Below are 2,457 nucleotides of genomic sequence, written 5' to 3'. Positions count from 1 at the left end.
CCAGGGCCGCCGCCGCCGCGTCCACCGCGGCGAGGTCGTTGCCGTCCACCACGGTCACCGGGACGCCCAGGCTTTCCGCCCGCGCGCCGGGACCGCCGCCCGCCGACACGCTGCCGGTGCGGGTGGTGGCGCCATAGCCGTTGTCTTCGCAGACGAACAGCACCGGCAGCCGGAAGGCGGCGGCCCAGTTCAGCGCCTCCAGGAAGGGGCCGCGGTTGGTGGCGCCGTCGCCGAAGAAGCAGACGGCGATCCGGTCCCCGCCCTTCAGGGCGATGGCGTGGGCGGCGCCGACCGCGATGGGCAGGCCGGCGGCCACGACGCCGTTGGCGCCCAGCATGCCGATTGAGAAGTCGGCGATGTGCATCGACCCGCCCTTGCCGCCGCAGATGCCGCCCTCGCGCCCGCACAGCTCGCGGAACATGGCCAGCGGATCGGCGCCCTTGGCGATGGTGTGGCCGTGGCCCCGGTGGGTGCTGGTCAGCACGTCGTCATCGCGCAGATTCGCCCCGACGGCGGCGGCGATGGCCTCCTGCCCGATGGACAGGTGGATGTAGCCCGCCACCTGCCCGGCCTTGTGGGCCTCATCGGCCAGCGTTTCGAAGGCACGGATCCGCTGCATCGTGGCGTACAGCCCGAGGAACCGCGCGGGATCGGGTGCCGCGGTGTCCGGGCTTGAACCCGCCGGGCTTGAACTGGGTTGTGGCATGGGAGATTACCGTGCTTGCTAAATCTATTTCCATAGAAGGATAATAGGACTTAGCCACACGCACATATGCATTTCCAGAGATTTTTCGGGGAAAATTTCGTAATTCGCATAAGCATATGTGGAATACAGGACCGGCCGGCGGGCATGGCCGCGGCGCTCCGGCCCTGTGGAACTGGTGGTCGAGACCGGGCCGCCCCCCTATGATCAAAGGACGGATCAGCGGAGAGGGGGAGAGGGAACGCCATGGCATTCGCCCACGCTCTGGCCGGGACACGGTACGGGTTTCCCGATCTGAAGACGCTGCTCGCCCGCGCGTCCCCCGCAAGGTCGGGTGACGCGCTGGCCGGGCTGATCGCCGCCAGCGCGGCGGAGCGGGTGGCCGCGCAAATGGCCCTGGCCGACCTGCCGCTGCGCCACTTCCTGACGGAGGCCGTGGTTCCCTACGAGTCGGACGAGGTGACGCGGCTGATCGTCGACGGCCACGACGACGGCGCCTTCGCCCCGGTCGCCCACCTGACGGTCGGCGGCTTCCGCGACTGGCTGCTGTCGGAGGAAGCGGACGCCACGGCGCTGGCGGCGCTGGCCCCCGGGCTGACTCCGGAAATGGCCGCGGCGGTGTCGAAGATCATGCGCGTGCAGGACCTGATCGCCGTCGCCGCCAAGACCCGCGTCGTCACGCGCTTCCGCAACACCATCGGGCTGCCGGGCCGGCTGTCCACCCGGCTGCAACCCAACCACCCGGTGGACGACCCGCGCGGCATCGCGGCCAGCATCCTCGACGGGCTGATGTACGGCAGCGGCGACGCGGTGATCGGCATCAACCCGGCGACCGACGGCGTGGAGACGATGACCGCCCTGCTGGAGATGCTGGAGGAGCTTCGCCTGCGCACCGGCGCGCCGATCCAGTCCTGCGTGCTGGCCCATGTGACCACGGCGCTGAAGGCCATGGAGCGGGGCGCGCCGGTCGATCTGGTGTTCCAGTCCATCGCCGGGACGGAGGCCGCCAACCGCGCCTTCGGCGTCTCGCTGGCCCTGCTGGACGAGGCGTGGGAGGCCGGAAAGGCGCTGAACCGCGGCACGGTCGGCGACAACCTGATGTATTTCGAGACCGGCCAGGGCAGCGAGCTGTCCTCCGGCGCGCACGAGGGGGTGGACCAGCAGACGGTGGAGGCGCGCTGCTACGCCGTCGCCCGCCGCTACCGGCCCCTTCTGGTCAACACGGTGGTCGGCTTCATCGGGCCGGAATATCTCTATGACGGCAAGCAGATCGCGCGGGCCGGGCTGGAGGACCATTTCTGCGCCAAGCTGCTGGGCCTGCCGATGGGCTGCGACGTCTGCTACACCAACCACGCGGAGGCCGACCAGGACGACATGGACGCCCTGCTGACCCTGCTGGGCGTGGCCGGCTGCACCTTCGTCATGGGAGTGCCGGGGGCCGACGACATCATGCTGAATTACCAGAGCACCTCCTTCCACGACGCGCTGTATGTCCGGCAGGTGCTGGGCCGCCGTCCGGCGCCGGAATTCGAGGCGTGGCTGGAAGCCGCCGGCATCGCCGATTCCGCCGGGCGGCTGCGCTTCGACCCCGCCGCGTCCCGCCTGCCCGCCGCCCTGCCGCTGCCTCCGGAACCGTTCCAGGAGCCGTCATGCCAGGTGCCGTCATGAACCGCCCCGGACATTTTCCGCCGCCCGCCCGGCCCGACCGCTGGGCGCATCTGCGCCGCCACACCGACGCGCGGCTGGCCCAGCAG

The 2,457-nt window shown here is 70.5% G+C and carries 2 protein-coding genes; one reads left to right on the top strand and one right to left on the bottom strand.

Annotated elements, in window-relative coordinates; genetic code table 11:
• The coding region (locus QSG27_RS28580; protein ID WP_306712201.1) for a thiamine pyrophosphate-dependent dehydrogenase E1 component subunit alpha at window positions 1-619 on the bottom strand (619 nt) is incomplete at its 3' end.
• 330 nt (window positions 620-949) lie between these two features.
• Here QSG27_RS28580 and QSG27_RS28575 point away from each other — a divergent pair.
• The gene (locus QSG27_RS28575; protein ID WP_306712199.1) at window positions 950-2,371 is read left to right on the top strand and encodes an ethanolamine ammonia-lyase subunit EutB; all 1,422 of its coding nucleotides are present in this window, start codon (window positions 950-952) and stop codon (window positions 2,369-2,371) included.
• Window positions 2,372-2,457: the final 86 nt, after the last annotated feature.

Source organism: Azospirillum isscasi, from assembly GCF_030849505.1.
Classification (GTDB): Bacteria; Pseudomonadota; Alphaproteobacteria; order Azospirillales; family Azospirillaceae; genus Azospirillum; species Azospirillum isscasi.
This window is presented reverse-complemented; position numbering and strand designations above follow the sequence as displayed.

What these genes read in the sequence shown, in the direction of transcription:
- QSG27_RS28575 (WP_306712199.1), top strand. Translation starts at nt 950, where the DNA reads ATGGCATTCGCCCACGCTCTGGCCGGGACACGGTACGGGTTTCCCGAT.